20 protein-coding genes and 1 riboswitch are annotated in these 24,126 nt (G+C 62.5%); of the genes, 6 read left to right on the forward strand and 14 right to left on the reverse strand.

The window, feature by feature from the left end; translation table 11 throughout:
- Positions 1 to 9 precede the first annotated feature (9 nt).
- The 4 genes from AC244_RS04500 to AC244_RS04515 form a co-directional block, all read right to left on the reverse strand.
- Positions 10 to 594: an ABC-type transport auxiliary lipoprotein family protein gene (locus AC244_RS04500; protein WP_234716846.1), complete on the reverse strand. Its 585-nt coding sequence runs from the start codon at positions 592 to 594 to the stop codon at positions 10 to 12.
- A 127-nt stretch (positions 595 to 721) separates the two neighbouring features.
- Positions 722 to 2,092, reverse strand: coding sequence for an MlaD family protein (locus AC244_RS04505; protein ID WP_053247552.1), 1,371 nt, complete (start codon positions 2,090 to 2,092; stop codon positions 722 to 724).
- An 84-nt stretch (positions 2,093 to 2,176) separates the two neighbouring features.
- Entirely contained in the window at positions 2,177 to 2,986 is an 810-nt protein-coding gene (locus AC244_RS04510) for an ABC transporter ATP-binding protein (protein ID WP_053247553.1), read from the reverse strand.
- 13 nt (positions 2,987 to 2,999) lie between these two features.
- A complete protein-coding gene (locus AC244_RS04515; protein ID WP_053247554.1) occupies positions 3,000 to 4,154 on the reverse strand; it encodes an ABC transporter permease in 1,155 nt (384 codons plus the stop codon).
- A gap of 138 nt (positions 4,155 to 4,292) precedes the next feature.
- Here AC244_RS04515 and dgcA point away from each other — a divergent pair, with 138 nt between their 5' ends.
- Positions 4,293 to 5,276: an N-acetyl-D-Glu racemase DgcA gene (dgcA, locus tag AC244_RS04520; protein ID WP_053247555.1), complete on the forward strand. Its 984-nt coding sequence runs from the start codon at positions 4,293 to 4,295 to the stop codon at positions 5,274 to 5,276.
- Here the strand turns inward: dgcA and AC244_RS04525 are convergent.
- Complete coding sequence (locus tag AC244_RS04525) at positions 5,228 to 6,448, reverse strand: MFS transporter (RefSeq protein ID WP_053247556.1); 1,221 nt, start codon at positions 6,446 to 6,448, stop codon at positions 5,228 to 5,230. The two genes, dgcA and AC244_RS04525, sit on opposite strands and share 49 nt — an antisense overlap.
- A 104-nt stretch (positions 6,449 to 6,552) precedes the next feature.
- Positions 6,553 to 7,392, reverse strand: a complete 840-nt coding sequence (locus tag AC244_RS04530; protein WP_053247557.1) for a UDP-2,3-diacylglucosamine diphosphatase — start codon at positions 7,390 to 7,392, stop codon at positions 6,553 to 6,555.
- Between the two features lie 175 nt (positions 7,393 to 7,567).
- Between AC244_RS04530 and AC244_RS04535 the strand changes: the two genes are divergently transcribed.
- The 4 genes from AC244_RS04535 to AC244_RS04550 all read left to right on the forward strand — a co-directional run bounded on the left by AC244_RS04535 (position 7,568) and on the right by AC244_RS04550 (position 12,856).
- Positions 7,568 to 9,880: an NADP-dependent malic enzyme gene (locus AC244_RS04535; protein ID WP_053247687.1), complete on the forward strand. Its 2,313-nt coding sequence runs from the start codon at positions 7,568 to 7,570 to the stop codon at positions 9,878 to 9,880.
- A 177-nt stretch (positions 9,881 to 10,057) separates the two neighbouring features.
- Positions 10,058 to 10,795 carry a helix-turn-helix transcriptional regulator gene (locus AC244_RS04540; protein WP_053247558.1) on the forward strand — a complete coding sequence of 246 codons (738 nt, stop codon included), beginning with the start codon at positions 10,058 to 10,060 and terminating at the stop codon, positions 10,793 to 10,795.
- A gap of 154 nt (positions 10,796 to 10,949) precedes the next feature.
- The gene (locus AC244_RS04545) at positions 10,950 to 11,594 is read left to right on the forward strand and encodes an acyl-homoserine-lactone synthase (RefSeq protein ID WP_053247559.1); all 645 of its coding nucleotides are present in this window, start codon (positions 10,950 to 10,952) and stop codon (positions 11,592 to 11,594) included.
- A gap of 176 nt (positions 11,595 to 11,770) precedes the next feature.
- Positions 11,771 to 12,856: a DUF2865 domain-containing protein gene (locus AC244_RS04550; RefSeq protein WP_053247688.1), complete on the forward strand. Its 1,086-nt coding sequence runs from the start codon at positions 11,771 to 11,773 to the stop codon at positions 12,854 to 12,856.
- Here the strand turns inward: AC244_RS04550 and bluB are convergent.
- The 3 genes from bluB to AC244_RS04565 form a co-directional block, all read right to left on the reverse strand.
- The gene (bluB, locus tag AC244_RS04555) at positions 12,765 to 13,556 is read right to left on the reverse strand and encodes a 5,6-dimethylbenzimidazole synthase (protein WP_082366719.1); all 792 of its coding nucleotides are present in this window, start codon (positions 13,554 to 13,556) and stop codon (positions 12,765 to 12,767) included. The two genes, AC244_RS04550 and bluB, sit on opposite strands and share 92 nt — an antisense overlap.
- Before the next feature lie 44 nt (positions 13,557 to 13,600).
- Positions 13,601 to 13,811: riboswitch (cobalamin riboswitch) on the reverse strand.
- Positions 13,812 to 13,924: 113 nt separating this feature from the next.
- A complete protein-coding gene (locus AC244_RS04560; RefSeq protein WP_053247560.1) occupies positions 13,925 to 14,746 on the reverse strand; it encodes an SDR family oxidoreductase in 822 nt (273 codons plus the stop codon).
- Between the two features lie 91 nt (positions 14,747 to 14,837).
- Positions 14,838 to 16,031, reverse strand: a complete 1,194-nt coding sequence (locus AC244_RS04565; RefSeq protein WP_053247561.1) for a phytanoyl-CoA dioxygenase family protein — start codon at positions 16,029 to 16,031, stop codon at positions 14,838 to 14,840.
- A 100-nt stretch (positions 16,032 to 16,131) separates the two neighbouring features.
- Between AC244_RS04565 and AC244_RS04570 the strand changes: the two genes are divergently transcribed.
- The gene (locus tag AC244_RS04570; RefSeq protein ID WP_053247689.1) at positions 16,132 to 17,157 is read left to right on the forward strand and encodes a LacI family DNA-binding transcriptional regulator; all 1,026 of its coding nucleotides are present in this window, start codon (positions 16,132 to 16,134) and stop codon (positions 17,155 to 17,157) included.
- A gap of 257 nt (positions 17,158 to 17,414) precedes the next feature.
- Here the strand turns inward: AC244_RS04570 and AC244_RS04575 are convergent, their stop codons facing one another.
- From AC244_RS04575 to AC244_RS04595, 5 genes are all read right to left on the reverse strand, one after another.
- Positions 17,415 to 18,935 carry a diguanylate cyclase domain-containing protein gene (locus AC244_RS04575; protein WP_053247562.1) on the reverse strand — a complete coding sequence of 507 codons (1,521 nt, stop codon included), beginning with the start codon at positions 18,933 to 18,935 and terminating at the stop codon, positions 17,415 to 17,417.
- Positions 18,936 to 19,097: 162 nt separating this feature from the next.
- Entirely contained in the window at positions 19,098 to 20,831 is a 1,734-nt protein-coding gene (locus AC244_RS04580) for an ankyrin repeat domain-containing protein (RefSeq protein WP_053247563.1), read from the reverse strand.
- 165 nt (positions 20,832 to 20,996) lie between these two features.
- Complete coding sequence (locus tag AC244_RS04585) at positions 20,997 to 21,824, reverse strand: TolB family protein (protein WP_053247564.1); 828 nt, start codon at positions 21,822 to 21,824, stop codon at positions 20,997 to 20,999.
- 24 nt (positions 21,825 to 21,848) lie between these two features.
- The gene (locus AC244_RS04590; RefSeq protein ID WP_053247565.1) at positions 21,849 to 22,184 is read right to left on the reverse strand and encodes a hypothetical protein; all 336 of its coding nucleotides are present in this window, start codon (positions 22,182 to 22,184) and stop codon (positions 21,849 to 21,851) included.
- Between the two features lie 2 nt (positions 22,185 to 22,186).
- Positions 22,187 to 23,869, reverse strand: coding sequence for an NAD+ synthase (locus tag AC244_RS04595; RefSeq protein WP_053247566.1), 1,683 nt, complete (start codon positions 23,867 to 23,869; stop codon positions 22,187 to 22,189).
- Between the last annotated feature and the right edge of the window lie 257 nt (positions 23,870 to 24,126).

Raw genomic sequence — 24,126 nt, forward strand, 5'->3', positions numbered from 1 at the left:
TGCAGTAGGTCAAATAGAGCTGAGTGTCCAGCCGACGATCTCAGCTACAACAGTCGCGAAGGCCTGGTCGAGTGCCCTCACGAAGGCCGGGTTGTCAGTGCCCTTCACGCCTGCAGTCGCGCGGAACGCCTTCTGTACGCGCACCGTGCCGTTCCGGTCATTGACGATCTTCGCAAAGATCTCGACCACCGCCGTGTCGGCGCCTTGCGTCGATATCTCGAAGGACCGGATATCACTGATCACCTGATAATCGATCGCCAGCCCCTGGCCTGGCTTGCCGACGCCGCCGACCTTGCCTGAGTTTTCGAACGCCTGAACCAGCTTCGCCTGCACGATGCGCGGCAGACGGTCGCTCCATTGCGCCTTGGAGAGATACTGCAACTCCGAGCCGGAAAGGCGGATGACGACCTGGTCGCCGTCGAGCGCCTTCAGAGCCGTCGGTTCCGGCACGAGGATCTGCTTGTTGGTCGCTGCACGTCCTTCGACGACGGGCGAAGCGGAAAGGCTGAACGTGTCGTTGACGGCGGCACGGGTCCCGCATCCCGCCAACAAGACAGCCAGCGTGAAGACCAGGGCAGAGCGCATCGCTCCCATCTCACGCACACACACCAGCCCCGAAAAATTCATACTGCCCAAACCCTTGTCCAATACGCAGCACCTTAGAGCGCTCTCTTTAATGAAAGCAACCCGCCCGGCCCCACGCCGGCTTTGTCTACCCGACTCAGCGTCGGGTGCGACCATCGTATTGTTTGACAGTTTCGCCGCCGAACAAGAGGCGCTGCGGATTTTTGTCGAATGTCGAGATCGTATTCTCGAGGCTCTGTACGGTGCGGCGCGTATCGGTCACCAGCGCCTCGACATCGCGAAGACCGGAGCCCGAGAAGCGCTTCAGATTGTCGGCGATCGGGCCGATCTGGGCGTTGAGGTTGTCGGCCATCTTGCGGAACGATTCGAGCGTCGTGCGCGCCTCGGCCGAAAGCGACGGCGCATCGGCATCACCGAGGAAGCCGTCCACCTTGACGAGAATGCTGTCGACCCGGTTCGAGGCAGCATTCAGCTTGCTCGCCATCTGCGTAACGTCAGTGATCGTGCGATCGATGTCCTGCTGGCGCGCGGTGATCTTTTCGGCAAATTGCGTGATGTTGGCGACCGCCTTGCGGGCGTCGGCGCTGGCCGCCGAAATGTCGTTGACGACCAACTCGACCTTCTGCTTGTCGACGGCAGCCACCAGCGTATCGACGCGCTCGAGCGTCTTTTGCGCATTCTTGCCGAACTGGTCATAGGTCTCGACCGTGCGCTTGAACGCCGCGATGGTTTCGGAAACTCCGCCCGAGGCGGCCTTCAGGTCGTTGCTCAACTGCTCGACGTTGCTGACGATATGATCGATCTTCTTCGGATCCACCGACTTCACCAGCACATCGGCCGAGGCCAGCGTCGAATCGAGCTTCTTCGACGCGGCATTGATTGATGCCGAAAGCTCGGTCACGCTTTTCAGGAAGTCGTCAATCGCGCCGGAATTGTCGGCAAGCGCCTTGGAGAATTTCTCGGCATTGCCGATCGTGCCCGTCAGCGGCCCGCGCACATCCTTGACGAAACCCTGGATGTCGGCGATTGCATCGTTGGCGCGGTCCATGATCGCGTCCGCCGTCGCGAGCAGGCTCGTGACGCTCGACTGGTCCGCGAGGATACGGGCCTGCGTGCCCTTCTCAAGCGCGCTGCGCAGAATGTTCTCGTCGCCCTTGTTACCGCCGCTGAGCTCGATATAGGCGGCACCCGTCAGTCCCTGCACTTCCAGCGTCGCCTTGGTCGATCTCAGCACCGGCGCATCGATCGAGACTTCGGTCACCGCGATAGAGTAGCGCGGATCGTTGGCGTCGATCGCCAGATTGCGCACCGAACCGACGGGAATGCCGTTGAAGCGGACCGGAGAACCGACGGAGAGCCCGTTGGCGGAGCCGGGAATATTGACGACCAGCTCGACCATTTCGCCGCTGCGGCCATATTGCGACATCCAGTAGACGAAGCCGAAGGCCGCCGCGATCACGAACACCGTGAAGAAGCCGACAATGGCGTAATTCGCTTTAGTTTCCATTCGTTCCGACTACCTCAGTGGCCGTCCTACCGGCCGTTCTTCTGCTCAGGACACCCATGGGACAGTCCGACGGGCACCCTGCCGCTATTCGTCGTGCCGCACGATCGACCGCGCGCGCTTGCCCCGGAAATAGGACTGCACCCAGGGATCGTCGCAGGCCAGCATGTCCTCGACGGTCCCCTCGACCAAAACCTTCTTGTTTCCAAGCACCGCGATGCGATCGCAGACCGAAAACAGGCTGTCGAGGTCGTGAGTCACCATATACACGGTCAATCCGAGCGTGTCGCGCAGCTTGGCAATCAACTCGTCGAACTCGGCCGCACCGATCGGATCGAGGCCCGACGTCGGCTCGTCGAGAAAGACGAGATCGGGGTCGAGAGCCAGCGCCCGGGCGAGTGCCGCCCGCTTGATCATGCCGCCCGAAAGCTCGGAAGGATATTTGTCGGCCGCCTCCGGCGCCAGTCCCACCAGCTCGATCTTCAGGCGCGCCAGCTCGTCCATCAGGCTCTGCGGCAGATCGAGATATTCACGCATCGGCACCTGGATGTTTTCGCGCACCGTCAGTGCCGAGAACAGCGCGCCGTGCTGGAAAAGCACGCCGAGGCGCATGTCGAGCGCAATCCTGTCGGCCTCCGACATCTTGTCGTATTCCGCGCCGAGGATCTCGATCGTGCCGGAGCGCTTGGCCAAAAGCCGGAGAACCGTGCGCATCAATACAGATTTGCCGGTGCCGGAGGCACCGACGAAGCCGAGGATTTCGCCGCGGTAGATCTCGAGGTTGAGCTTGTCGAGAACGATGTGGGAACCGAAGCCGACCGTCAGGTCGCGCACGGACAGAACCGCTTCGTGCCCATTGGCGGCTTCCGGCTGTCTATCTGTGGCTGCTTTGCTCATCGTTCCATTCGCCTCAGAAGTCGATTGCCGCATAGAACATGGCAAACAGGCCGTCGATCAGGATCACCACGAAGATCGATTTGACCACCGAAGACGTCACGTGGCGGCCGAGCGATTCGGCGCTGCCGCCCACCTTCAGCCCTTCGACCGCCGCCACCACGCCGATGATCAACGCCATGAACGGCGCTTTGATCATGCCGGCTGCAACCGACGAAAAATCGACGGCTTCCTGCAGGCGCGACAGGAAGGTCGCAACCGTGATGCCCGAATAGGTCCAGGCGACCAGAGCCGCACCGGTCAGTGCTGCGAAGTTGGCAATGATGGTCAGGAGCGGCAAGGCGATCGTCAGCGCCACAAGGCGCGGAAACACGAGGACGCCGACCGGACTGAGGCCCATCACCTTCAGCGCGTCTACCTCTTCGCGCATCTTCATCGAGCCGATCTCGGCGGTGATCGCGCTGCCCGAACGACCGGCAATCATGATTGCCGTCAGGAGAACGCCGATTTCGCGCAGCTGCAGGATGCCGACGAGATCGACGACGAAGACTTCGGCGCCGAAATAGCGCAGCTGGAATGCGCCCTGCTGCGCAATGATCGCCCCGATCAGGAAGGACATCAGCATGATGATCGGCACGGCCTTGACGCCCATGCGGTCAATCTGGTGAACGATGGCGGCCGGCGAGACGCCGCTGTGTCGTCCAAGCTTGAGCTGGGCGCCGCGAACCGCCGAGCCGAGAATGTACATGGCCGCGACGATATCGTTCCAGGTCGCGAGCATCACCTCGCCGACCGGCGCGAATATCTGCTGGAACAGCGGAATATGCTCGCCTTCGTCTTCCGGTGTCGGCAGTTCCGCCGGCAATGCGCCGATCAGCTCGACATAGCGCTGTCCGCCATCGACGAGCTGGATCTCGTCCTTTTCAGGACCGGCAATCTGCGTCATGAAACGCCGGATGATCCAGGCCCCCGCCGTGTCCATGGCCGTCACACCCGATAGATCGAACTGCCTGACGCTGCCGCCCTTGCGCGCAAGCTGATCGAGCTTAGCGCCCATGGCTTCGGCTGTCTCGTGCCGCCAGACGCCTGAAAAGACGTAAGTGCCACCAGAGCCTCCGGCGTCTCCGCCGAGCGCGACATCCGCAACGATCTTGGTCTGGGAACGCGTCACCTGGTCTCTGTCATCCCGATTTGCTAACCGCTCGTAAAAGCTTGCTCCGTCATAACGGCTCACATCCTTGATGTCATCCGGACGAAGCCGGTAACATCGCGACCAATGTGCCAGATAGCCCCCGCCGGAGAAGATTTCATGTCAACTGTGCTCGAAGCGACAACCGAAGACTTCCCGATTGCGGGCACATTCACGATTTCGCGTGGTTCGAAGACCACGGCAAGCGTGGTGACCTGCCGAATCACCAACAACGGCACCAGCGGTTGGGGCGAATGCGTGCCCTATGGCCGCTACAGCGAAACCATTGCCTCGGTGCTCGCCGAGATCGAAGCCATTCGCCCGGAGATCGAGGCGGGGCTGACGCGCGTGGAGCTACAGTCGGCGATGAAGCCGGGTGCTGCCCGCAACGCCGTCGACTGCGCGCTCTGGGATCTGGAAGCAAAGCAGAAAGGCAAATCTGTCCATGAGCTTGCCGGCCTTTCCTCACCCGAAACCTTGACAACAGCCTATACACTATCGCTTGCCGAACCCGAAGCGATGCGTGCACAGGCAGCGCAATATGCCCACCGCGCTCTGCTCAAGATCAAGGTCGGCACGTCGGACGATGCCTCGCGCATCCGCGCCGTGCGCGAAGGTGCGCCGGAGAGCCGCATCATTCTCGATGCCAATGAGGGTTGGACGCCCGACAGCCTCGCCTATCACTTCGCCATCTGCGCCGAACAGCGCATCGACCTGATCGAGCAGCCGCTGCCGGCGGGCAATGATCAGGCCTTGGCCACGATCGCCCGCCCCGTTCCGGTCTGCGCCGACGAGAGCGTGCATGCGACCGGTGACCTCCCGGCCCTCGTCGACCGCTATGATGCCGTCAACATCAAGCTCGACAAGACCGGTGGGCTGACGGAAGCGCTTCGCATGCGCGAGGCCGCGACGTCGCTCGGCCTCAAGGTGATGGTCGGCTGCATGGTCGGCACCTCGCTCGGCATGGCACCGGCAATCCTGGCGGCGCAGGGTGCGGATTTCGTCGACCTCGACGGCCCGCTGCTCCTGGCGCGCGATCGCACGCCCGGCCTGCGCTACGACGCTTCGCTGGTCTTCCCGCCGGAGCCGCGCCTCTGGGGCTGAAGGTACCAGGCGGCGACGGCAAAGCAGCAGCCGGCAAAAGCGACGACCGACATCGAATAGAACCCGTTCACCCCGTACCAGGCATAGAGATAGCCGGACAGGAAGGTGAAGATCGCCGTGAAGATGCCGGTGTAGAAGAAGTAAAGCCCCTGGGCCGATGCCTCCTGCTCCTCGACGACGCGCTCCACCAGCTTGTTCTGCATGCCGGTGTGCATGATCGCGTAGGTGAAGGCGTGAAAGCACTGCAGCACGAAGTAGCCGGAAAAGCCGAGATCCATCGGGAAGATGATCCAGCGCACCACCGCCAGCGAGCAACCCGACAGGATCATCGTCCAGACGCTGAAGCGCCGGATGATCGCCTTGGCGAAGATGAACATCGTCACCTCGGCGGCAACACCGGCGCTCCAGAGAATGCCGATTTCCGTGCCGCTATAGCCGATATGCTGCCAGTAGATCGCCGAGAAGGCGAACAGCATCGCATGGCTGGCGTTCACCAGCGTCACGCCGACCAGCAGCAGCTGCAGATCAAGCTGGCGCAACGACTTCGGCGGGGGCTCGGTCAGCGCCGTGATCGGTGACGGCCGCCGCGGCCGGCCGACACGCGGCGCCGCGAAGGCCATCAGGATCGTCAGGCCGAAGCCGATCGCCATCGCCGGCAGCACCATGTCTCCACCGAAGATGCCGATCATCCAGCCGCCGAGCATGGTGGCCCCGATAAAAGCGACGGAACCCCAAAGCCGCATCTGGGCATAGTCGAAGCCCCAGCGCCGGACACCGGAAAGCGCGATCGCCTCAACGATCGGCACATAGGGCGAATAGACCGCCGACTGCAGCGTATAGATGATCAGAACCGGCCAGAACTCGCGGGCGTAAAACAGCACGAAGGCCGTCGCCAACGACAGGAATCCGGACCAGATCAAGACGATCGTGCGCTCTCCGAGCCGGTCGGCGATCACACCCGCTATCGGCGCTGTAAACACGCGTACGAACATCGGCAATGCCAGCACGACGCCGATCTCGAAATCGCTCATGGAAAGCGTCGTCAGCCAGACCGGAAAATACGGCATGGCGAAACCGTTGACGATCAACGGAGCGCAGAAGAGCAAGGCGGTGCGAAGCGTAAAATAACGCGGCGGAGGGCCCACGGCAGCGGGCGCTTGGGAGGGAATCATGGGCGAACCTGATGGCTATGGGCCAGCAATAGCATAGCCCACCGCGGGATCGCCATAACCTAGATTTCGCTACAGGCGACGTTTGCGTCTCGCCACCGTGCTAGTCAGGCCGCCCGTTGCGTCAGCAACTGGGCCAGCAAGCGTTCCGCCTCGGCAGTCCCCTCAGCCTCGACGGCGCCGCCGCGCATCTGGTGCCAGGTGATCAGCTCCATGGTACCGTCGTGATGTTCAGCGATCGCCGTGCAGCTTTCGACCCAGTCGCCGGTATTGATGTAGCGCACGTCGCCGATGTCGTCGATCACCGCATGGTGGATATGGCCGCAGATAACCCCTTGCGCGTCATGGCGCCGCGCCTCGTCGGCAACCACCTTCTGGAACTCGCCGATGAAATTGACGGCGTGTTTGACCTGCAGTTTCGCCCAGGACGAGAACGACCAATAGGGCATGCCCAGCCGGCGACGAATGGCGGCAAGGCCGATGTTGATGGCGATCGCCGTATCGTAGGCCCAGTCGCCGAGATAGGCGAGGATGCGGGCATTGCGCACAACCACGTCGAATTCGTCGCCATGCAGCACCAGATAGTTGCGGCCGTCAGCACCCTTGTGCATGTGGCGCTGCGCCACCTCGATGCCGCCGAAGTGAACGCCCGGGAAATCGCGCATGAACTCATCATGATTGCCGGGGATATAGATGATGCGTGTGCCCTTGCGCGCCTTGCGCAGCAGCTTCTGGACGACGTCGTTGCAGTTCTGCGGCCAGTACCAGCTGCGCTTCAGCCGCCAGCCGTCGACGATGTCGCCGACGAGAACGATGGTCTCCGCCTCGTGATGGCGCAGAAAATCAATGAGAAAGTCGGTCTTGGCGGCCTTGGAGCCGAGGTGGACGTCGGAGATGAACAACGTCCTGAGATGTCGTACGGAGTTGTTTTGCGGTGCCGCCATCATACCAGCCTCGTCTTGATTGCGCCTTCTCAGGCCCGTCAAAACCAGACTCGTGTTTCAGGAAGATGACACGGACGCCGGCCGGTTCGTCGCACCGGCCGAAAAGAACCGCGCAAAAACTGTACGCGCTTCGCAATTCATGCAACAAGGCCACGTCCAAAAAAGAGGAATGCAGACTATGAGCACGGGCGACAAAACCAAATCCCAAACAGGTCCAGCCAGCGGCGACATCGACCAGCAGGCCCTTTTCTTCCATCGTTACCCTCGCCCTGGGAAGCTCGAAATCCAGCCCACCAAGCCGCTCGGCAACCAGCGCGACCTCGCGCTCGCCTATTCGCCCGGCGTGGCTGCCCCCTGCATCGCCATCCGCGACAATCCGGAAATGGCTGCCGACTACACCGCACGCGCCAATCTTGTCGCGGTCATTTCCAATGGCACGGCCGTTCTCGGCCTCGGCAATATCGGCCCACTCGCCTCCAAGCCGGTGATGGAAGGCAAGGCCGTCCTGTTCAAGAAATTTGCCGGCATCGACGTCTTCGATATCGAGATCGACGCTTCGAGCATAGAGCGCATGGTCGACGTCATCTCCGCGCTGGAGCCCACCTTCGGCGGCATCAACCTGGAAGACATCAAGGCGCCGGAATGCTTCGAGGTCGAGCGCCAGCTGCGCGAAAAGATGCAGATCCCGGTCTTTCATGACGACCAGCATGGCACCGCGATCATCGTTGCGGCCGCCATCCTCAACGGTCTGGAGCTGGCCGGCAAGGACATCGCCAAGGCCAAGATCGTCACCTCGGGAGCGGGTGCTGCAGCGCTCGCCTGTCTCAACCTGCTGGTCACGCTTGGCGCCAAGCGCGAGAACATCTGGGTGCACGACCTCGAGGGCCTCGTCTACAAGGGCCGCGAAGTGCTGATGGACGAATGGAAGTCGGTCTACGCCCAGGAAAGCGACAACCGGGTGCTGGCCGACAGCATCGGTGGCGCCGACGTCTTCCTCGGTCTCTCCGCCGCAGGCGTGCTGAAGCCTGAATTGCTCGTGCAGATGGCCGAAAAGCCGCTGATCATGGCACTTGCCAACCCGACGCCGGAAATCATGCCGGAGGCTGCCCGTGCGGCGCGCCCGGACGCAATGATCTGCACCGGCCGTTCGGATTTCCCCAACCAGGTCAACAACGTGCTTTGCTTCCCGCATATCTTCCGCGGTGCGCTCGACTGCGGCGCAAGCACGATCAACGAAGAAATGAAGATGGCTGCGGTCCGTGCCATCGCCGGCCTTGCTCGCGAGGAGCCGTCCGATGTGGCCGCCCGCGCCTATTCCGGCGAGACGCCGGTCTTCGGTCCCGATTACCTGATCCCGTCGCCCTTCGACCAGCGCCTGATCCTCAGGATCGCGCCGGCCGTCGCCAAGGCTGCCGAGGAAAGCGGCGTCTCCACCCGTCCGATCCAGGACTACGACGCCTATCTCGACAAGCTGAACCGCTTCGTCTTCCGTTCGGGCTTCATCATGAAGCCGGTCTTTGCCGCCGCCAAGAATGCACAGAAGAACCGCGTGATCTTCGCTGAAGGCGAAGACGAGCGCGTGCTGCGCGCAGCACAGGTCCTGCTGGAAGAAGGCACGGCCCGCCCGATCCTCATCGGCCGTCCGCAGATCATCGAGACGCGCCTGCGTCGCTACGGCCTGCGCGTTCGTCCGGACGTCGATTTCGAAGTGGTCAACCCCGAGGGCGACCCGCGCTACCGTGACTATGTCGAGGATTATTTCGCCCTCGTCGGCCGTCTCGGCGTCATTCCGGAAGCAGCCCGTACGATCGTGCGCACCAACACCACCGTCATCGGTGCGCTTGCCGTCAAGCGCGGCGAAGCCGATGCGCTGATCTGCGGCGTCGAAGGACGCTATAGCAAGCACCTTCGCGACGTCTCGCAGATCATCGGCAAGCGCGAAGGCGTTCTCGACTTCTCCGCCCTCAGCCTGCTGATCTCGCAGCGCGGCGCCACGTTCTTCACCGACACCTATGTCAGCTACTGCCCGAGCGCCGAAGAAATCGCCCAGACAACCGTCATGGCGGCACAGGAGATCCGGCGCTTCGGCATCACGCCGCACGCGGCCCTGGTTTCGCACTCGAACTTCGGCTCGCGCGATTCGGAAAGTGCGAGCAAGATGCGCCAGGCGCTGCAGCTTGTGCGCGAACTCGCGCCCGACCTAGAAGTCGATGGCGAAATGCATGGTGATTCCGCCATCTCCGAAGTGCTGCGTCAGCGTGTCATGCCCAACAGCACGCTGTCGGGCGAAGCCAACCTGCTGGTCTTCCCGAATCTGGATGCCGCCAACATCACGCTTGGCGTCGTCAAGACGATGACGGACAGCCTGCATGTCGGCCCGATCCTGCTTGGATCGGCGCTGCCGGCGCACATCCTGTCGCCGTCCGTTACCTCGCGCGGCGTCGTCAACATGGCGGCACTCGCCGTCGTCGAAGCCAGCCATCCGGGCTAACGGCGCCCTCGTTTACAGGGCCGCTGAACCTGGCGGCCCTGTGTTACTCCCGCGATCCCGGGCAACAACCATTGTTTGCAAGGATCGACAATCCACAGCAAATACGGCTGTCGCTTCTGGACAAAAGGTGAACCCCCAACCATTGTTGGGTTTCAGGGCAAGAATTGGTGTTGTGGCATGACTGAACAACAGGCTGTCCTCGACATGCTGGAAATCCTGGAATGCGGAGGCTGTATCGAGCCGGCCCATTTCTTTACGTTGATGCGCCGTACCTTTCGCATCGCTCATCTCCTTTATCTTGAAGCCGAGCCCCACCCCGACGAGCTCAAGATCTGCCGGTTGCACCACACCTTCGGTGCCTACGCGGCCGAGCTTTATCTGACGCGGGGGCTCTATCGCATCGACCCGATCCTCAAGCTGGCGCTCGGCGGCGTCAGGCCCGTGGAATGGACAACGGCGCGCCATCGCTTTCCCGAATGCGAGCCATTGTTCAAGACGGCCGAAGAGATCGGACTTTCCAGCGAAGGTGTCGCCCTGCCGCTGCCCTCGCCGGCCGGCCGCATGGCGTTGCTTGCCATCAACGTCAACATGTCGGCCGCAGAGTGGTCGATCTATCGACGCAACCACCTGCGCGACTTCCAGCTCGCCGCCAACCTGTTTCATGCCGGCATGCTTGAGAACGCAGCCATGACGGGGGGGCTGAACACGCGCGACATGCGCCTGACGGGCCGTGAAACCGAGGTTCTGACCTGGTCGGCGGCGGGTAAAAGCTACTGGGAGATTGCCACCATTCTCGGCATTTCCGAGCGCACCGTGCGTTTCTTCATGACCAACGCCCGCCGAAAGCTCAACGTCGTCTCCAACACGCAAGCGGTGGCGCAGGCCGTTCGCCATGCGCTGATCCCGACGGTTTGATCCGGCTCCAAGACACTCCTCCCTCGCCCATCTGAAAACCCGTCGAAATTTAGAGGGAAAAAACCGTTTCCGGAACTGTCACTACCGACAGTTTCGTCACTTCCGCAGGACTGACAGCATCGCGCCATCCCCCAAAACAAGGATGGAGAGAACGATGATCAGGATCCTCAACGGCAGGACACGCGGACAGCACCCGCAGGCCATCGACGAGATGTTCAAGCTGCGTAAGCGCGTCTTCCACGATTTCCTGAAATGGGACGTGCAGACCGATGGGGAATGGGAGATCGACAATTATGACAAGTCGAATCCGCTCTATGTGCTGTCCTATTCGCCGGAGACGGGAAAGCTGCGCGGGTCGCTGAGATTGCTGCCGACGCTCGGCCCCAACATGCTGGACGATACGTTCCCGATCCTGCTTGGCGACAACCCGCAGGTCCGTAGTGCCTCGATCTGGGAATCGAGCCGCTTCTGCATCGACCCGGAGATCTCCCAGGATCGCGCCTCGAACCAGGTGACCGTGGCCGCCGCAGAACTGATGTGTGGTGTCGGTGAACTCGGACTTGCGTCCGGTATCAGCCATATCGTGACGGTGACCGACGTCTTCCTCGAGCGGATGTTCCGCCGCATGGGTTGCCCCGGCGAGCGCATCGGCGAGCCACACCGGATCGGCTCGGTCTATGCCGTGGCCGTCGCCTGGGAGGTGACGCCATCGCTGCTGAGCGCCATGAAGGCAGTGGCCGCGATCGAAGGCACGGTTCTCGAACGGCCGATGTCGCTGGAAACGGCCCGCGCCGCCTGACATCGGATCGGCACCTTCCATTCCTGCGATCGGACGGAGCTGTTAACGCAATGCGAGGCTTGTCGTTGCACCGGCGGCGACAAGCCTTATGATAGGGCGGAAACAGGAATTGCCGACGGCGACCGATCCCGCACAACAAGGGTGGCGCCGCGCGGTTGCAGGAAGAGACGTTCGCCTTGTTCCGGAACATCAAAACCCTTGCGGCGGCGAGCCTGCCGTTGCTTCTGGTTCTGGCCGATCAGGCGCTGGCCTCCAGCGTCTGCGACCGCCTGAACACCCGGCTTGCCGAACTCCCCGCCGCCATCGCAACAACGGCCGATACGCGCGACTATGCGAGCGCGATTTCGAGGCAGAACATCGAGTTGCGCCGGGCGCGCAACGACCGCCGGCGCGCCGGCTGCGGCACGGGCAGCGTCGTCGTCTTCAACGGCGGCGACCCGGATATCTGCTCCGACATCAACAGCCTGATCGCCGAGATGGAAGACAATCTGCGCATCCTCAAGTCGGAGCGCCAGCAACTCGTGTCAGGCGATGGCGACGACACGCGCCGGCGAATCCTGGCCGCGCTCGAGATCAACGGTTGCTATGGCGACCGCGAGGAATTCGCCAGCGCCGACCCGGATGAGCCGGAAACGCATCGCAACATCCTGCGCGACCTGCCGCCGGACGAAAGCTACGGACCGATGCTGCGTGACGGTGAGATGGGCGTTTACCCACCGGAAAGCGGCGTCTATTCCGGCACGCTTCGCACCATGTGCGTGCGCACCTGTGACGGCGCCTTCTTCCCGATCTCGTCCGAGGCAAGCCCGGCGGATTTCGCCCGCGACGAGCAGGCCTGCCGCGCCCGTTGCCCGGGTGCGGAAACGGAACTCTTCTTCCACGAGCTTGCGACCGAAGAGAGCGACCAGATGGTCTCCGCCTCGACGGGGCGTCCCTATACGGAACTGCCGAACGCTTTTGCCTATCGCACGCGTGGCGCCGGCAAGCCCGGAGTTTGCGGCTGCCAGATTCCAAAGACCGCGACCACGACGCCCAAGGCTGGTGGCGGCAATACCGGCAGCAGCGAATCGTCGATCATCGTCATCGAAGGCAAGAAGGATGCAGCGGCCCCTGCCGCCAAGGCGGCGGCGGAAGAGCGCCCCTATGATCCCGCCAAGAGCAAGGTGCGGGTCATCGGGCCGACGTTCCTGCCTCAGGAGGAGACGTCGATCGATCTTCGCCATCCGAAGGGGCCGGCCTATCAGCCGGTTCAGAGCAACTGATCGCAGTGTCCGTCTTTCGACGGGTTCCCCAACCCTCCTCGAACACCAGTTCCTCCAGCGGCAACCGCTGGCGCCAACCCTTCACCGCAAGTTCCGGCTCCTGGTAGAGGCGATCGACGTACCCGAGGCAAAGCCAGGCGACGATCACGACATGATCGGGAATGCCGAGGATCGCCTTGATCTCGCTTTCGTGAAAGATGCTGACCCAGCCGACGCCGACGCCTTCGGCGCGCGCGGCGAGCCACAGATTCTGCACGGCACACACCGTGGAATAGACATCCATGTCAGGATTGTGGGTGCGGCCGAGAACGACCGCCCCGCCGCGCGTGCGGTCGCAGGTGACGCAGATGCTCAAGGGGGCCTTGCGGATCCCCTCCAGTTTCAGCGAGCGGTATTTTGCTTGGCGATCGCCATCGAACATCAATGCAGCTTCATCGTTGGCGCGGGAAAAGGCCTGCCATACCCGCTCGCGGGTCTCCGTCTGGCGCACGAGCACGAAATTCCACGGCTGCATGAAACCCACTGAGGGCGCGCGGTGGGCGGCATTGAGCAGGCGCATCACCGCATCGTCGGGCAAGGGGTCAGCCAGGAATTGGTCCCGCACGTCCCGGCGTGTCTCGATGGCTCTGTATACGGCTTCGCGCTCGTCGGGTGAAAAGGCCTCGGCGGCGGCAAGGCCGCCATTCGCGTCAGTCAGCATCGTTCGATCCCCAACAATGCACAACCTTCCGCCGTCCGCGCGGATATCGGTCCATCTTGCCAGGCCGGTCTTCTGACTTCGGATCAACCGGTCGCCTCACCTTCCCAGATCACATGAGGATCCAGTGGCAAGACCTTGAGCAAGCTCAAAATCCCTCGAGGCAGCCGTCCCCGTCACAGCGTTGGGCACGTTCCGGAGTGACACCGGATTCCCGATTCTCCCGCCTGCGCGGGCACCTGACGGCGCCATATGGGCACAGGCGGAATGGAAAGACAAGCAAGCCCGAGATGGCGGCGCCGGCAGTCCCTAGGTCGATCGGCAGCGACCGATGTTTACGATCCGCCGCGTGCCGCCCGCGCGGCTCGCTGTCAGAGCGGCGCGACCGGGTGCGGCGAGCCGTCATAGCCGCCCCAGACCGACTGGTCGAAGCAGATGACCGAACCCGTCATCAGGCCGGATTCGTCAGACGACAGGTACGCACAGGCGCGCGCGACCTCCTTGGGGTCGACAAGCCGGCCGAAGGGTTGTCCGGCGGCGGCCTTTTCCAGCCAGTCGGCAGCCGCCCCGTGAAACTCGCGCTGGATGCGGTCTTCGCCTTCGGATGCCATCCAGCCGATGTTGAGGCCGTTGACGCGAATGCGGTTGCGCAGCAGCGCATAGGCGGTGTTCTTGGTCAGCGTCTCCAAAGCCCCCTTGGACGAGCAGTAGGCAGCGATGAACGGCTGGCCGGCCATCGCCGACATCGAACCGATATTGACGATCGTGCCCTGCGTGCCCTCGCGGCGCATAACCTTGATCGCCTCCTGCATCAGGAAGAACGGCGCACGCACATTAATGGCGAACATCCGGTCGAACAGCTCGGGGCTGGTGTCGAGAATCGTACCGCGATCGGTAATCGCCGCCGCGTTGACCAGCGCGTCGACGCGCCCGAATGTCGCGTCGCAGGCGTTGACGACCTTGCGGGCATCCTCGACCTTTTCGAGGTCTGCCTCAACATAAAGCACCTGCGCGCCGCTTGCCTTGCGGATCTGCTCGGCCTTCGCTTCGCCCTTGGCAGCGTTGCGCCCGCAGATGACGACGCCTCGCGCGCCACGTTCCGCAAACAGGCTGGCGATCGTTGCACCCAGCCCCTGCGTACCACCGGTGACGATGGCGATCTTGCCGTCGAGACGGCCATATTGCTCAGTCATGAAAATCCTCCCAGGAGTGAATGTCTCATCGAAACGGGAAAACGGCCCCCGCCGCAGAGCGCCGGGGACCTGAGATATCTATGTCTGTTCTTCAGCTCAGCTTGCGCTGTGCCTGCTCGTCAAGCGCGTTGCGGAAATCCGCCTCGCTCCACTTGCTCGCAAGCGCCTCATGCATCAGTTGCGACTGGGTTTTCGGCGCGAGACCGCCCAGCGGCGGATCGCGATCGAGATTGGTCGGGAAGGAATAGCCCTCGGCACAAGAGGCAATCGCATTGGCCGCCTCGCTGGCCGAGAGCGTGCCGGATGCCGTCAAGGCCATCAGGGCCGGATGGAGCGCCGCACTCATCTTCACGCGATCGACGGTCTCCATCGCCCGTCCGAAGGCCGACGAGACCTGAAGCAGGTTGGCAACGCGCTTGATATCGGCCGAATGGTTGCTGCCGGCCGCATGGAACAGCGCCGGATTGAAGAAGACGACATCACCCTTTTCCAGCGGCAACTGCACGTGATGCTGGTCGAAATAGGCCCGGAACTCCGGGCGCTTCAACGCGAGATAGCCGGGCAGATACGTCTGGCTATAGGGCAGGAAGAGCGTCGGGCCGCTCTGAAGCGGCATGTCGCAATGGGCGACGGCCCCTTGCAACGTCAGCACCGGCGATAGCCGGTGCACATGTGCCGGATACTGCTCGATGATATCAGAGGTCTGGAAGCCCAGATGGTAGTCGCGATGGGCCGACTGCGACGCGCCGCCCGGATTGACGCGATTGACCTGCGCCGTCATCTGGTAGTTCGGACCAAGCCAGGCTTCGCTGACGAGCGCTACAATGGCGTTGGCGTAATATGCGGCGAAGTTCTCAGGGCTTTTCAGGCAGTGCTTTTCGAGCGAGTTCCAGATCCGGTCGTTGGCGCCGGGCTTGGCAAAGTGGTCGCCACCACCGCTGTTGGTGCGGTGCTGTTCCTCGATGATGGCGTCGAAAATACCGCTGGCGGCATCGATGACGGCCGTGTCGGCATAAGCGCGCTTGAACACCGCGACGCCGGGCCCGGTCGCAAGCGCCTCGCAGATCTCGGCCAGGGCGGCGCGGCGTCCCTCGGAAGTGGCACAGGCGGAAACCAGGCTGGCGCTGTCATAGATCAGCACATTCTTCTCGCAGGCGAGCGCATGCGGGTAATCCGCAAGGTTCGTCTGGCGCTCCACTTCGGCCCTGAACGCTTCGATGTCGCAGGCATCCTCACTCAGCCACACGCGGTCGAGCCGCTGGCGCGCATTGTTGTCGGTCTTCATCCCGTTTCCTCCTCAGAAACTTTCGATGTCCCGACTATAGGCGCCGCCAGATCGTGATATAGAGCAGGAATCCATCAAAAAACCATCAGGAGAGATGGCGTTGGCTCATCCGTTTCTGGTCAAGGATATCGCCTTTCAGGCAGGGCTCAGCACCGCGACCGTCGATCGTGTCCTGAACGGGCGACCTGGCGTGCGCCAGCAGACCGAAGCGCGGGTGAAAGCCGCCATCCGGGAGCTGGAGAAGCAGCAATCCGGACTCGAAGTTCAAGGCCAGAAGCGCGCGATTGATGTCGTGATGGAGGCGCCGGAGCGCTTCACCGAGGCGGTCAGGCAGGCATTCGAAATCGAAGCCCCGACTTTCATGCCGACGACATTCCGTTGCCGTTTCCACTTCGCCGAGACCATGCGCCCGCACGACATCGCACAGCTGCTCGATCGCATCCGTCTGCGCGGCACCGACGGCGTCGTGCTGAAGGCGCCGGATGTGCCCGAAATCATCGACGCTGTCGCCCGCCTGGAGCAGGCGGGAATTGCGGTCATCACGCTCGTCACCGATCTGCCGAACTCGGCACGCACCGCCTATGCCGGCGCCGACAACCGCGCGGCCGGCGAGACGGCTGCCTATCTCATCGGCGAACGTTTTGCCGAAAGCTCCGCGACCGTACTGGTGACGATTTCAAGCAGCCGCTTCCGTGGCGAGGAGGAGCGCGAGATCGGTTTTCGCCGGGTGCTGCGTGAACATTATCCGGCGATCCGCATCGTCGAGATCAGCGAAGGCTATGGCAAGGACGCCGAGACGGGTGTGCTTGCTGCAAAGGCGCTTGCAGCGCACGCCGATATCAACGCCGCCTATTCGATCGGCGGTGGCAACCGCGCCGTGCTGGCCGCCTTCGAGCGCCATGGCCGCGACTGCGCGCTGTTCATCGCCCATGACCTCGATCAGGACAATCTGGCGCTGTTGCGCCAGCGCCGGATCCATTTCGTCCTGCACCATGATCTGCGCAGCGATGCCCGCATGACCTTCCGCGCCATTCTCGCCAGCAGAAGCGGCGCCGGCCAAAAGCTCAGCAGCAGCCGGCTCTCCGCCGTCGAGGTGATCACCCCTTACAACGTGCCCATCGCTTGAGAACGAGCCGGTGAGAAAGGCAGGCCCTACGACTTACGCGGGGCCTGCTTCAGCACCTCTGGCCCGCCGAACGTGTCGAACTATGCATGCATGCTTGCTTTCCCCCTATCGGATCAGTGTGCGGACGAACTCTTCGCCAAGACCGACCGATTTACAGTGTGCCGCATAATGGTCGCGCGCCTCAGCCACGCCTGCATTTCGACCGGCGACAACGACGCCCGACTTTTGTTGGGTGATCGCCCCGCTCGGTGGACGATTCAGCCGGCGTGACGCCTGGCCGCCTGTTCGACAGACACAGCCTCACCTTGCGCCGCGAGGTCGTCTGCGGTTTGGACGCGGTTGCGTCCACGTCGCTTGGCGAGATAGAGCGCCTCGTCGGCAGCTGCCAACAGCGCGCGGGCCGTGCGGCCATGCCGAGGCGCAAAGGCAATGCCGACACTGCCGCCGACGCGCAGCATCTGTCCCTCGAAGTCGATCGGCGTCTGCGCATCGATGACAAGACCGGCTGCGAGATCGGATACATCCGTGCCCTTGCTGACCGAACGCAGGATGACGGCAAATTCGTCGCCGCCAAGGCGGGCAACGGTTCCGCGCACGCCAACCCGCAGGCGGTATCGGTCGGCGATCGCCATCAACACCGCATCGCCCGCCGCGTGTCCTTGCCGGTCGTTGACGGCCTTGAACTCGTCGAGGTCAGCGTAGACCAGCGCGAACGGCCGGTTCTTGACGTCAAGCAGAGCCGCAGCGAGCGCATCGTCAAAACCACTGCGATTGAGCAGCCCGGTGAGGCGATCGTGTTTCGCCATGTGGCGGTTTCGCGCCTCGCTCTGCTGAAGGGCGGCAAAGACCGACGAGAATCGGAGAGCTACGAAGGCCATCAGCAAAGCCGCCACGATGGCGATAACGATGACGCTCGGCAGGATCTCCGCACGCACGAAGCCGCCGGGGGATTTGGGCGTCCAGGCTATGACAAGGCAGGAGGCGTCCGCGCAACGGCCCTCGGAGACATGCACGCTGTCGGCCGGCCGCTGCGATAGCGGCACGAAGGTCAGGCCGGTCACGCCGAGCCTTGCCTCGATTTCCCGCATCAACTTCGCCGTCAGCGGACGAACCGAGACCATGAACACAGGCTCGCGACGCGCGGCAGGAACCTGCAGCGTTTCGGGGATCACCGCCTGAACCACGGCGATACTCATCTGTCCCTGGATTTCACGCAGATCGACGGCATGGATACCGGGCACGACCGGCGCCAGCGATTGCCGGTCGGGCCTGGTGATGTCAAGCGTATAGCTTCCGTCGTTGTTTCTCAGCGCGTTGTCGTAACGGCGTCGGGCCTCGTCAAGCAGATCGTCGACCTCGCGAAGCGGGACCCCGGCCGCTCCTGTCGACACGACCAGACCGTCCCTCAGAGCGGTCGAAACATGTCCGTCAGCATCGCTGAAGATCAGCCAGGAGAAGCCATAATCCTCCCACAGCCAGCCGGCCAGCTGTTCTGAGACGAAGGTATCGCTTATCCGCCCGGGTGCCAGTTCGGCATAGGTGTCGTTCCAGAAAGAAATTTGCGCCTGGAATTGCACGGCGGCGTCCATCTGGTGGCGCAATTCGTTCGCCACCAGCCGGCGCTCTGCCGAAAGCCCGAAGCGGTCGGCCTCGACGACGGAGCGGTTGAGAACGAAGACGAGGCTGGCGATCGTCAGGACCGCGACCAAGGTGCAGGCCGCGTGGATCGCCCAGACCGCCTTGTTGCGCTTCGATTGCCGAAACTTATTCCCGATCACGCCAACGCCCCCTCACCGGGCCAGCCGTCAAAGGCGAAGGGTGGCACCAGTCAGACGCCACCCTAAAGATCAAAGCAGAAATTTAGTTTAAGCAATCTGGTATTGAAAGCCTTAAAGACTTCAACCGCCTAGTATAACCAGCAATCTGTAGTCGTGCGACCGCTAGTTGGACGGCAACGTCCGGCGCAACAAAAAGATTATTTCCTCGTCACCTTCGTCGCGCGCCATATCGCGGATCGAGCGCGCACCAGTGCCATCGCGCAGGTTGGCATTCGCGCCTTTTTCGAGCAGCACCTTCACCACCGTTGGTCTCCTGTTGACGACCGCAATGGCAAGCGGCGTCATCCAGTCGGTCTGCGGATTAGGTCGCCCGCGCCCACGGAATTGTCCGAAGGGGATGTCGAGCAGCTCCGGCTTTTCATCGACGATCTCCAGCACTCGTTCGCCCTTGCCGAAGGCGGCAGCGGCAAACAGGTCGAGCGGCTGGTTTTCGAGGAAGCGCACCATATCAGCCTTGCCGTTATATTCCGCCCAGCCGATCGGTGGCGCGTGGTGATACGGGTCGCGCGCCATGGCGTTGGCGCCATGATCGAGCAGCAGCTTCGCCATTTCGATATGCCCGTGTAGCGCCGCCTCGTGCAGCGGCGTGCGCGACGTCATGCGGTTGACGTCGAAGCCGAGCGACAGCATCAGCACCACCTGGGTCTGCTGGTTTTCGCCCGCAGCCTCATGCAGGATTGCGGGATGGGCCGCCTGTGTGCGCGAAACCAGCGTCGGATCCCCGGCTGCCAGTGCCTTCGCCTGCTCTTCCTTGCCCTCACCAATGGCCCGCGCCAGGCGATCGACATCGGTGAGTTCCGTAACCGTGGCGCCATGTGCCACCAGATAGCCGGCGAGCGCCGCGTCGCCGCCGAGTTCAGCCCATTGGTAGGGCGTGCGGCCTTTCATGGTGCGGTTGACGTCGGCCCCATGTTGGACCAGCAGCCGCACCCGGTCCGCCATCTTCTTTTCCAGCGCCCAGACCAGCTGATAGTCAAAGACCCGCTCGCTGTTTTCAATCAACTGGCCATTTTCGCGGACAAGCCAGTTGTTCCTGTCCTTCGCACTCAGTCCGTGCCGCAACAGAAGGGTGATGCAGGTGTTGTCGGGCTCGAACATTCGGTTGTAGAGCGCCTGGCTGTCATTGGCCTTGGCGCCGGCCTTGAGCAGAAGTTCGGCAAAGGCGATGCAATCCGGGTGTTCCGGCTGCCGCTCCTTGCCCGCCTCGCCCTGGCCGAAGACGCCGGTGAGCGCGGTAAAGCGATATTGCCCGTCATCCATCCAGAAGGCATTGGCATCGGCGCCGCGTGCCACCAGCCGCTCTCCGGCCGCAAGAGACGATCGGCCGGGAACGCGAGCATAGGTGGCATAAAGCAGAGGCTCCCAATCGTAGGGCCCACCACGCCTGCCGGTGAGTTTCGGATCCTTGTCGAGCCAACGGTCGATGGCTTCGCCATCGCCGAGTGCTGCGGCAACGTGGATGCTTTCGCCGGCAATTTCCGGATGTTCGTCAAGCAAGGCTTTCGCCTGCGCATATCGCTCCGGGTCGGCCGCGATATCAGCGAAGTAGGACACGGTCGCCAAGGCCAGGAAACGGTTGGCAAGCTGTTCGGTGGCCGGTTTTCCCGGTTGAGCGCGTTCGAGATGCGTTTTCAATCGCGTCCAGCTGGAAAACCCGAACTCGCGGGCAATGACCAGCTGGGCATCCTGCAGGCCCATGGCGGCGGGCTCGGAGAAATATGGCAGCGCCCGCTGGCGTGCTGCGGCATCACCAGCCTTCAGGGCCTTGTGAAAAGCCTTGGCCTGTTTGCGGATGGAATCGAGGGTAGCGTTCGCGGGAAGATCGCGCGTGATCATGAAAGACCTCCTTTCATTCACGTCCGGTATCCGCGCCCACAGACTGAAAAGAGGTGTGGCAACCAAGTTCAGTGAAACAGGTGGGTCTGGCCCTTCCCGCGGATCGGGTGCGCCCTGCGAACGACAAGATCGCTAGCATGCAGCCCATATTCTTGTCTAGTCTGCTCAGCTTTCCGGTTCGTAGCGAACAAAGGCAAAGCGGTCGCCCTTGGGCGACCAGTTGGGCACATTCATCGTGCCCTGCCCGCCGAAGAGTACGAACAGCTCCCGTGCATTGCCACCGTCCATGTCCATCAGTCGCAAGCGAACATCGAGGTCTCGCGGATGGTCAAAGACATCGCCGTCGTAGGAGAGAACCAGGAGGTGTCGCCCGTCCGGCGAGGGATGCGGGAACCAGTCGCCATAGGGGCTGTCGGTAATTCGCTCAGCGTCGGTACCATCAGGCCGAACGCGCCAGATCTGCATGCGGCCGGTGCGGCTGGAGTTGAAGTAGATCCACGCCCCGTCCGGCGACCAGTCCGGCCCGTCGTTGCGGCCCTCGCCCTGCGTCAGCCGCCGCTCCTCGCCGCCGTTGACCGAGATCGTATAGATATCGAAGACCTGATCGCGAATGCCGCAATAGGTCAGCGCCCTGCCATCCGGCGACCAGCCGTGCCAGTAGGACGGCAGGTTCGATGTGATAAGGCGCGGGCTGCCGCCAGCAGCCGGCAGCAGATAAATCGCTGACTTGCCGAACTCGGTCTTGTCGCTGATCGCGATCGTGCCGCCATCCGGCGAAATGCCGTGGTCGTTGTTGCAGAGATGGGCAAAACCGGTGTCGATCTCGGCAGGCTCCGAGCCGTCAAAGGCAAGCCGGTAAAGCCGCCCGTCGCCATTGATGACGAGAGACCGCCCGTCCGGCGACCAGTTCGGCGCCTCGACCAGCCTGTCCGTCTGCCAGACGACGCGAGTCTCGCCGGTCACGATGTCATAGGTTTCGACGGAACTGCGCATGCTCTTCTCCTGCCGCAATCGCAGCTATTTGCGTTCTTCGCCCGCCGACTGCATTGCCAGTACCTTGGCGCAGATCGACTGCATCAGGCCGAATTTGCGCTGGTCCCGCCAGGTCGAGACGAAACCCCAGGCCAGCAGCAGCAGGATGCAGACGAAGGCCACGCCGACGACGGCGAGGCTGCCGGTCGCAAGACCATAGATCCCGAACACCGCCGGTGTTGCGAAATAGGCGACCTGGGCCGAAACCTGCCCACCGGCAGAACCATCACTCAACGACCAAAGCCGGATCAGCCGGATTTCCTCGTCCGTAAACTCCGGACGGCTCTCCCTGCCGTCCTGCCCTTCGGAGAAGATGCTCACCGCTAACCCCGGTCGCGGAACCGGTTGGTGATCGGATAGCGCCGATCGCGACCAAAATTCTTCTTGGTGATCTTCACGCCGGGTGCCGACTGCCGGCGCTTGTATTCAGCGATGTAGAGCAGATGCTCGATGCGGTGCACCGTCGCCTCGTCGTGACCGCGCGCCACGATCTCTTCCGTACTCATCTCCTTTTCGACGAGGCATTCGAGAACATCGTCGAGCACCGGATAGGGCGGCAGGGAGTCCTGGTCCGTCTGGTGGGGACGAAGCTCGGCCGAAGGCGCTTTGTCTATGATGTTTTGCGGGATCACCACACCGGACGGACCGAGCGCGCCCGGCGGCACCGTGCTGTTGCGCCAGCGCGAAATCCCATAGACCTCCATCTTGTAGAGATCCTTGATCGGATTGAAACCACCGTTCATGTCGCCATAGAGCGTGGCATAGCCGACCGACATTTCCGACTTGTTGCCGGTGGTGACCACCATAGAGCCGAACTTGTTGGAGACAGCCATCAGGATCGTGCCGCGCGTGCGGCTCTGCAGGTTTTCTTCGGTAATGCCCGTTTCCGTGCCTTCGAACATATCGGCGAGCGCACCGAGGAAGCCCTGCACCGGCTCTTCGATCGGCACGATATCGTAGCGGCATCCAAGCGCTTCGGCGCAATCCTTGGCGTCCTTCAGCGAATCCTTCGAGGTATAGCGGTAAGGCAGCATGATCGTGCGCACGCGCTCCTCACCGAGCGCATCGACGGCTAGTGCTGCGCAGATCGCCGAGTCGATGCCGCCGGACAGGCCGAGCACGACATTCTTGAAACCGTTCTTGTTGACGTAATCGCGGAAGCCAAGCATGCAGGCGCGATAGTCGGCCTCCTCCCGCTCCGGCAGGCGCGATTGCAGACCGCCGGCACAGTGCCAGCCATTGTCGCCCTTTTTCCATTCGACGATCGACAGTGCTTCCTCGAACTGGCTCATCTGGAAGGCGAGCGACTTGTCGGTGTTGAAGGCGAAGCTTGCACCGTCGAAGACCAACTCATCCTGGCCGCCGAGCTGGTTGGCGTAGATCATCGGCAAGCCGGTCTCGATCACCTGCTTCAGCACGACCTGATGGCGCACGTCCACCTTGCCGCGATAATAGGGAGAGCCGTTCGGCGACAGCAGGATTTCGGCGCCGCTTTCCGCCAGCGTCTCGCACACACCGAGGTCGCCCCAGATGTCCTCGCAGATCGGAATGCCGATGCGGATGCCGCGGAAATTGACCGGCCCGGGCATCTCGCCCTGATCGAACACGCGCTTCTCGTCGAACTCGCCATAATTCGGCAGATCGACCTTGTCACGCACCGCGATGACCTTGCCGCCGTCGAGAACGGCCACCGCATTGTGCCGGCCGGTTTTGGCTTGGCGTGGGAATCCGATGACGACGCCGGGGCCGCCGTCTGCGGTCTCCGCCGCCAGCTTTTCCACCGCCTGCAGGCAGGCCTTGAGGAAGGCCGGCTTGAGGACCAGATCCTCCGGCGGATAGCCGGAAATGAAAAGCTCGGTGAGAAGCAGGAGATCGGCGCCCTGGCGCGCCGCATCGGCGCGCGCCTCACGCGCCTTTGCCAGATTTCCGGCGATATCGCCGACCGTCGGATTGAGCTGGGCGACTGCGATGCGAAGCAGGGTGGGAGCGGCTTTGTGAGCGGTCATGAGCGGGCCTGTCGGTCTGTTCTCGAACGAATGCGTCTGACTTTCGCCCCGATCTTTAGCGCAATCCGCGCCAAAATGCCCACAGCCAATCGCCGTGAAGCAAAAAATTCCAAATAATTCTGCTTTTCCGGCTTGTTATCGGCGCGGGCTCGCGCGCCCTGACGTCACGAAAACCTGTTTCCAAACACCCTGAACAAGCCATTCATCCCCTGTTCAAAATGACAGTCGTATGACAGTTACACGACACATTGATGAAA

The sequence above is a fragment of the Ensifer adhaerens genome, assembly GCF_001270265.1.
Classification (GTDB): Bacteria; Pseudomonadota; Alphaproteobacteria; order Rhizobiales; family Rhizobiaceae; genus Ensifer; species Ensifer adhaerens_B.